We start from the raw sequence: 8,256 nt of genomic DNA on the forward strand, positions 1-8,256 counted from the left end.
AACGTGTTTGTATATGGTTTGTTGCGTGGTTTAGCACGTAATTTAGCAAATAAAAACCGAATAGAAAATCCGCGAGGATTTTCGTAAGTAGGCTAGAACTAGCAATAAATTATATACAGTGTTGTGCATAGTTATTTGTTCATTATTTTCTTTAAATGTCTATGTCTGTCGAATCTATTTGATTTTTGTCTAGTACCTTCTTTAACTAATGATTTATAATGATATATTTCAGATAATTGTTCTGGATAATATTGTTCCAATAGTGCATCATTATCATAATTGTCTATAAAATTTCTGTAATTTGAAATTTGGTTATCGGTCAAATTATCTTGATTATTCAAAATATCAAAAACAACAGTAAAAAGAGTGTAAAAATGAACTTGCCTTTTTAGTATTTTAATTCGTTCATTATTATTATCTATAATCGCGTTTATTACACTTAAAATTTCTTTAAATTTAATTTCATCTGTTTCCTTATCTTGATAGTCATCATTATATAAATCATATATTTGATTTAAGTTAGTGTTGCTTATATCTTCTTCAATTCCTTTTTTAAGAAATACCAATAAAATACTTACAAAGGAAACGTCTCTCATTCTTCGTCTGTCTGCAACTCCAAAAATTTTATTTTCTTCCCAAAAGTCGAGTTCAGCAAGTTTAGATGATAGTAACATAAATTCTCCTTCAAATTCTGCATTTCGCAATTCTTGAGGATTCAATGTCATATTATTACTGTTTAATCTCAAGAACATATTAACGATGGAAATTCTTTCTACTTGACTTCTTACCAGTCTAATTGAAAAAAGATAAGACCAAATTGCTTTTTTATCATCAGCTTCTAAATCTTTAAATAATCTGTCTTGAATTACTCCTTTTTTTGGATTATTTGGGTCTAAACTTGATGCTTTTAATTTGTAATTATTTGCAATGTATTGAAAAACAGCACCACATCTTTGCTGACCATCAATTATTGAATATTTAGTGTCTCCTGTATCTTCATCTGTTCCGGTGTTCCACAAATAAATTTCTGGTATAGGATAACCAATTAGTATTGATTCAATTAATTGGATTTGATTTTTTTCTGTCCAAACATAATTTCTTTGGAATGAATTATCAACTTCCAATAAACCTTTTTGACTTAAATCATAAAGCCATTTAGCTGTTTGAGGTTGAATATCTATTTGTTCAATTAATTTCATTTATTATGTTTTTTAATTTTGTTATTCCTTTTAAATGGTATTCCTCTACTGATTCCCAGTCCGAATAAATTCTATAATTAACATCGTGTTGTATATTAAATGTCAATTGCAGTTCAGCTTTAAAAGAAAGTACTTTTTTTTGCCAATTCTCTAGAGTTTGATTTCCATATGTTTTATCATCGTCACGAATACTTATAAAACCACCAAATATATTTCCACATTTTTGGATATAACTTTCAAGATATTGACCTTGTGATACTTCTCTGTAAGCAGACCATATTTCATAAAACAGTTTTCTTGAAACTATTATTAAGTCAAAGTCTGAATCCTCGTGAAATTCAGATAAATTCTTTGTTGGCGAAAAACTGAAACGAGTTTTAGCACTTCCAACAATTGAAATATTGTTAAAAGGAATATTTAATTTTCTTGAGATAAATTTTTTAAATGAGTCATAGTCAGAACTAAAATCATCTCCATTGTTTTTAAAATACCAGACATCTTGTCCCAATAAATATTCATAATAAATATCTAATTCAGATTTAGTGTTCAATATTTGGATTAAATTCTCTTTGTTCATTTTTTAATTATGCACAACGGTTTTGTATAATTTCCCAGCTAAGGGAAGGTTAAGAGTAAAGATAATAAAAAGAACCAACTTTGACGCTTTTGCGTCTGTGTCCGCAGGACACAATCAAACCTTAGTTGGAATTATACGTTGTTGGCGGTAGTGTTTATTTCTCGTCTATTAATTCTCTCCATTCCTCAGGTAATATTTCATTTTTAAAATAACTATGCGCTAAATATCTTATACAGGAAAGTCCTAGACTATCTGTTTCATACTGATTTGGTATTTCTTTTTTTTCTAAAACTGATATTTTAAATTCTTTAAAATCAGCCTCATTTTTTAAGAGTTTCAAGCCATTTTGAACTCTTTCTATGCAGTCAACATAATATTCGTTGTGTAAGTTTTTTTCAAATAGTAGTTGCTCAACATTAAATTTAACAGAATCAATAGAAACTATCTGTAAACTTAAATCATTATCAATAAATGATAGGATTTCTTTAAACAGGCTCTCATTATCGAATACTAGACAAATTTCTAGTAGGATTGCAATTAAGATAGAAGAACTATCACAATATTCTTCTGGTTTAATTCCTGTGGCAAAACATTCAATTATCGGGTCAATGTTATTGTGTAATTCAGGTTGCCTATTATGTCTTATTTTTTCAATTCTAAGATTGGATATTGTAAGTTGGAAAAAGCCAAACAAAAACTCAACGTCTTTTTGTCTTAAACAGTCTTTGTCAGAAAAAAACAAAAACAATTGAATTATTGGTATTGAGTGGTTGTCAAAAACAGGACGACTAAAACCATTATTATTCTCGATTAATTCAATAATTAAGTCCTTTTGTTTGTTTTTAATCCGTTCTATCTTATTAGAATTGTAAACTGTATTTCTTAAACGGCAATAATAAATTATGTCATCTAGGTACTCAAAACATCTTAAAGGGTATCCGATTTTTTCATAGAAAGCACCATATTCAGAAAACAATCCATTTTCAATTTTGGCAATGGCGAATGTTTTCTGAAAATATTTGTCAAATATTTCGAACTGACCTTTAAGTAACTTCTTAAATCCTTTTACGACAGGTTTCTTGCCTTGTAAATTGTTTTCTAATATCCAATGCCAAGTTTTTAGAATTAAAAATTTAGAACATTCTTTTGCAGGTACTAAATAGTTGTTTTCTTTACTGTAATGAAAGACAATTGAGTTAAGTAGATTTAATGTGGCGAATAGTTTTTTAAACGCTCTACTTTTTATGTTTTCGATCTTGCTGAATTGAATTGTAACTAATTCTTTAAATTCTAAATATTCATTGTCTGGTGAATCTAAAAAGGCTAAAGTCTTTTTTAATAGCCTATTGCTAGCATCATCTGACAGTAAATATTCATTAAATAGATATTGACTAAAAATATCTGTTAAATAGTAAATGTCCCAACGCTCAAACTCATCATCTTTAAATTCTCTAGATATAAAACCTTCAAAAGTATCTCTGATATTGGTTTTTAAAACACCATTATGTACTACCACTATTTTTGTAGGTAATTCATTAAAACCAGGAATAGTTGAATCTCTGAAGAAAGTATCTTTTGCTTCAATTATTGACTCTCTTATTCCATCTGCTTTTGAATAATTAGATTGAGTTATGTCTTTGTCAGAATAACCTTTTAATTCAAAATACCATTTATGTTTGATTCCATTTTTATCTCTACCGACAGCAATAATATCTTTACCATATTGTGATTGACCTTTTGATTCTTTTGCTGTTTGCACAATTCTAAAACCCATAAGATTTAAAAGAATCGGAAATAAATAATCTAATTCTGAATCTTCTTTTAATGAAGCTAGATATTCACGAACTATTATACTATTGCTATTCATCTTCAAGAAAGGTTTTAATTTCTAGAAATTCTTCATCTTTCCAGTCTTGTCTAACTAAAAAACCTTTTTCAAGTTCAAATTTGTTAGGATTAATAAAATAACCTCTAGGCATTGTAAAACTGGTTCCAACTTTACCGAGTTGTGAAATTTCTTTTTTTGCTCCAAAACGCCAACCTCCACCTTTAGATAATTGCACAGTACTAGTTCCTAATATTGAGAGAAGACTATTTTCTCTAGCACCTTTACCTACAGATTTACTCATATTTTTAGAGAACGATTCGTCAAATGCTTTTATGAATTTATAATGAGTGTGATATGGATTTAGTTCCGGAACAGAATTTTTCAAGTCAATATTTTTTGCATAATAATCTTCAATGTAATTTTTTACTCTTTCAATTACATTTGTATATTCTGGAATATCCTTATCAAGATTATTGTCTATTACATTGGTAACGTGACCTCCATAATCTTCTGAAATTTCTTCTAACTTACATATAAAGCTTTCTTTTATTAAATCACTATTTGAATCAATCAAGGGAAGTAAAGCAACAAGTCTATTTTTTGGTTCGTGGAAATCTTGTGTTAGAGACATCCATAATTTATATTGTAAAATATGAGATAATTCTAGAATGTTAAATGTGAATTTATAAGGACTGTAACTTGATAGTTGATTAAAAATGTCAATACCAATGTTTCTTTTACTCGCTTGGTTATCTGTTAAAAGTTCTATGGTAAATTTGTCTAATTCAATTTTATCGACTGTGTGTAAATACGATTGGAAACTTTTAATAAAATTTTCAAAAGGTTTATTCTCAATTATACTTAATACAATCTTTTTGAAAGATTCAAATTCTTTCAAGTGCCAAAAGACATTGTTGATTGGGTTTATATATTTATCAATTGAAAAGTAATTCTGGTTTATTAATTTAATAACAATTTTCGTTTTCTGTTGACTATAATTGTTTAGCTGGTCTAAATTATTTAAAATGTAGTAAGCTGTTTTTTCGTTTTCGATAGCTGATTCTAATTCTTTAAAACAAAACTTGTGATATTTTGTATTATTGGATTTTAGAATTGAAAATATAAGTGATAGTATTGAAATAACTAATGAATCCTTTTTAATATATTTCTTTATAATTTCTATATATAAATCACATTCGGTAATTTCAATTTTAGAAACATTTGATAGCCCAAAGAAAATAGAGTTGAGTTTGTTTCCCTTTTGTATTAAATCTTTTAAGATTGAATCATAGAATTCAATTTTTTTATTTTCATAAAGTCCAGAGACAATTGCAGATATTATACTTTCTTTCTCCTCATTTACGGAAAATGATTTTTTTAATAATTCTAAACCTAAATCATAGTTGGATTTACACTTATTCTTAATGCCATTTAAAACATTACCTAAGGGAATATTATATTGTGCATCACTTTTAGTTATTTCTGTTAGGATAAGTGCGTTATCAAATATTATTACATCTGTTAAGTCTAATTCTGGTAACAAGTTTGAATATGCATCAATAAAACTAAATAATCCTTCTGGTTTCTTGTCTAAACTTACAGAACTGAGGTAATCATTGAAAGAGCAGTTAAATTTAGAATTTGATTCTTTTGTAACTAATTTCCAAATTTCCTTTTCCAATATGTGGTAGTCGTGAACGTAGCCATTAGTTAAGAAATCTTTCTTAATCTTATTTATAAAGTCAACATTTACCTGAAACTCTTTACTAATTTTAAAGTCAAATTTTTCAATGTATTTATCAAGGAATTGTGAAGAAATTAAGTGATAATCAATTATTGATATTTTATCATTTTCTATTTTAAGAATATTTTTTTCAAATAATAAGTTGTCAAAATCAGTCTCATTTTTTGAAAATTGTAGTTTTTTCTGTTCGATAACTGAATCGATAAACGAGCTTATTATTTTGTCCATAAATTCAGTATTCACTTTTTAATTTGAGGTTGGTTTTACATTACCGCCAACGGTTATGGCTATGCGCCGTAGCGTTGTTTTGCGACTAAGTTACCAAAAAAGAATGAACGGTAGGAAAATCCGTAGGATTTTCCGGATAGGCAAGCAGTAGCTATGGCTTATAGCCGGTGTTAGCCTACGTTTTTTATTTCTATAACTTTTTTAGATGATACTAACAATTCAGTTGCAATATCAAATGAAAAATCTTTTGGTGGACAATTTTCTTCAAGTAAATAGTCTATAAATGCGATTTGGATTTTTGATTTATTTTGAAACTCTAAAACCATTTCTACAATTCTTTTTTCCTTCTCTGTCCGCATTGTATAGTCAACTATATACTCAAAATTCAAACTCTTAAAACTGACATCAATTACGTTAAGTCCAATAAAATTTTTTAATTCAGAAATATGATTATTATCAATTTGATACATATTATCTTGTTCGTAAATATCTTTCAAACTATTATTTTCTATCACATAAGATTCAAGTTCGGTACTCCAAGCTGCCGAAATAACTCCAGAAGAAAATTTTAATTCAATTCCAGCATCTATAATCCAAAAACCTTCATCTGGTAGTTCAAAAAAAGTATCATTGACCTGATAAAGATTAATATTCTGTAATGATCCAGATTGAATGATGGATCTTAAATTTTCTTCTAAATATTCGTGGGAATCTTTCATTTTCAAATGTAGGCTAACGGTTTTGTATAATTTTCCAGCTAAGGGAAGGTTAGTAGTAAAGATAGTAAAAAGAGCTAACTTTGACGCTTTTGCGTCTGTGTCCGCAGGACACAACTAAACCTTAGTTGGAATTATACGTTGTTGCCACACGTTTTTAATTTTATTCATCAGGTAATAAGTCAGATGTAAATCCGCTATTTTTCCCCCATTCTTTTATTTGTTTCATTTTCTTCTTTCCCAAAAATTTACCTGTCCAAGGATTAAATGAGTAAACATTGAACTTATAGGTAATTCTTGAGCGTCCTTCTTTTTTTATTTCATCTATTTGGTCTATTAATTCAGCGATATAATATTTAAACTGCCCATCGTAAAAAGTCGCTTTATTAAATCTTTCCCATTTTAAGAATTCTGAAATATTTTTTCCTTTTAGCCCGTGTTCTTTTGCAATTGAAATAGCCTTTGTTTTGTCAATTTCAAAAGTTCTGTTTTCAGAGTTTAATTTTTCGAATCCATTGTTGTTAAATCTATCATGACTTGGAATATAATTTCCATTTTCGTCAAGACTAATTCCAATCATTTCACTTTGCCAATCCGAGTTTTTAAGTCGTACTTGATACCGAAAAAGAAATTCAGTTGGTTTTCTTTTCATTGGTTCTGTCCAACTACCAACATAACCATCATTGTCATAAGCATAACAATTAAAATTGAAACGAACTTGGCTATCGAAAAACTCTTGACTATAGTTAGAAATAATCAAGCTGTCCGCTTTTTTTTTCATTCGTTCAAGTATTTCGTGGTGAGGAAATAATTGTCTGTTTACCTCGCATATTGCATTATCATAATCACGTGTAAACAATAATTGTTTGTCGAAATTATATTCTTTCCAAATTCCAAGGTGCTTTCCATTTTTTCTTTTCCAACCTTCTGTGTTTAATCTTGTCGTGTCTTTTATGTAATGCACGCTGTACCAAACAGAATCTTTGTTTTTATAACTTTCTTCGTAAACGTGATAAACAGAATTTCTGATAATTTCGATGTCGGATGAATCTGTCGAAATATTTTCACGACTAAACTGTCCGAAAACAGAAAGTCCCGAAATAAGTGTGAAAAATGTTAGCAGAAATTTACTGTTCATAGGTTTGGTTCAAATGTGTGGCAACGTGTTATATCCAAACAAATATAACTGTTTATGTATAAATAAAACAGGATAACCCAACTTTTTGATTACTGTTATTAAGGGAAGAATAAAAATGAAAAAAGAAAAGAAAAGAAAATACTCAAAAGTAAAAAAGCCAGTAAATATTTATTTACTGGCTTTTGTCGGGGTGGCAGAATTTATAATTGCACCTCAACTAACTGTAAACCAGTATTTAATAAAATATATTTTAAAACTAAGACACTAATTTAGACATTTTGACTACCAAATTTAGCTTTCTAAATACTAAAATAGTACAAAATAAATTAACTCTCAAATTCTTCAGGAAAGGCTTATTACAGACTGAGAATTCTTTCTTGTAAAGATTCCATCAAATAAACTTTCATAGGAGAGTCATACTTCCATTTACTTCGCTTCCGGTTGTTTATCAATTTCAATGGTTTTTGTTGACTTCGCGGCTGCTCACTGTCCCTCCCTTTTTTACTATGCAAAATACCAGTAATTGGAAGTTAGTCCAGATGGCATAAGCCAGTCATTCTTCCTTTTTATACATCTTCCCTAACTCCAATTCCTGAAAACGTATCAGCATCAAAAAAGGGAACAGCTCACAGCTCTATGGGAAGTAAATCAAAAAAATATCATTATGAAATCATTTCAAAACAACAAAATCGGAAGCGAAGTAAAAATCAAAAAGGAAAACGCTTCAGATATAATAAGTAAATCAATGTTTAACCTTTCTACACTAATGGTAGAATCTAAATTTTAATGTTATGAGTACGATCAAAAATCAAGTTCAATTAATCGG

The 8,256-nt window shown here is 28.5% G+C and carries 7 protein-coding genes; 1 reads left to right on the top strand and 6 read right to left on the bottom strand.

Annotation, left to right across the window (positions count from 1 at the left end):
- Nucleotides 1–131: 131 nt before the first annotated feature.
- The 6 genes from BUC03_RS14440 to BUC03_RS14465 form a co-directional block, all read right to left on the bottom strand.
- Nucleotides 132–1,199, bottom strand: a complete 1,068-nt coding sequence (locus BUC03_RS14440) for a DUF262 domain-containing protein (protein ID WP_073153678.1) — start codon at nucleotides 1,197–1,199, stop codon at nucleotides 132–134.
- Complete coding sequence (locus BUC03_RS14445) at nucleotides 1,186–1,776, bottom strand: hypothetical protein (protein ID WP_073153681.1); 591 nt, start codon at nucleotides 1,774–1,776, stop codon at nucleotides 1,186–1,188. Before BUC03_RS14445 ends, BUC03_RS14440 begins: the two co-directional genes overlap by 14 nt.
- Nucleotides 1,777–1,930: 154 nt before the next feature.
- A complete protein-coding gene (locus BUC03_RS14450; RefSeq protein ID WP_073153684.1) occupies nucleotides 1,931–3,643 on the bottom strand; it encodes a hypothetical protein in 1,713 nt (570 codons plus the stop codon).
- On the bottom strand, nucleotides 3,636–5,591 hold the full coding sequence (locus BUC03_RS14455; RefSeq protein ID WP_073153686.1) for a hypothetical protein: 1,956 nt from the start codon (nucleotides 5,589–5,591) through the stop codon (nucleotides 3,636–3,638). The genes BUC03_RS14450 and BUC03_RS14455 overlap by 8 nt, the downstream gene beginning before the upstream one ends.
- A 155-nt stretch (nucleotides 5,592–5,746) precedes the next feature.
- The gene (locus BUC03_RS15320; RefSeq protein ID WP_200799150.1) at nucleotides 5,747–6,409 is read right to left on the bottom strand and encodes a hypothetical protein; all 663 of its coding nucleotides are present in this window, start codon (nucleotides 6,407–6,409) and stop codon (nucleotides 5,747–5,749) included.
- Nucleotides 6,410–6,455: 46 nt separating this feature from the next.
- Nucleotides 6,456–7,430 (bottom strand): hypothetical protein, encoded by a 975-nt coding sequence (locus BUC03_RS14465; protein ID WP_073153692.1) that lies wholly within the window; start codon nucleotides 7,428–7,430, stop codon nucleotides 6,456–6,458.
- A gap of 115 nt (nucleotides 7,431–7,545) precedes the next feature.
- On the opposite strand from BUC03_RS14465, the gene BUC03_RS15215 reads away from it, so the two are divergent.
- Entirely contained in the window at nucleotides 7,546–7,698 is a 153-nt protein-coding gene (locus tag BUC03_RS15215; protein ID WP_159432724.1) for a hypothetical protein, read from the top strand.
- Nucleotides 7,699–8,256 lie beyond the last annotated feature (558 nt).

Origin of the sequence: Mesonia phycicola (assembly GCF_900141885.1) — a bacterium.
GTDB lineage: Bacteria > Bacteroidota > Bacteroidia > Flavobacteriales > Flavobacteriaceae > Mesonia > Mesonia phycicola.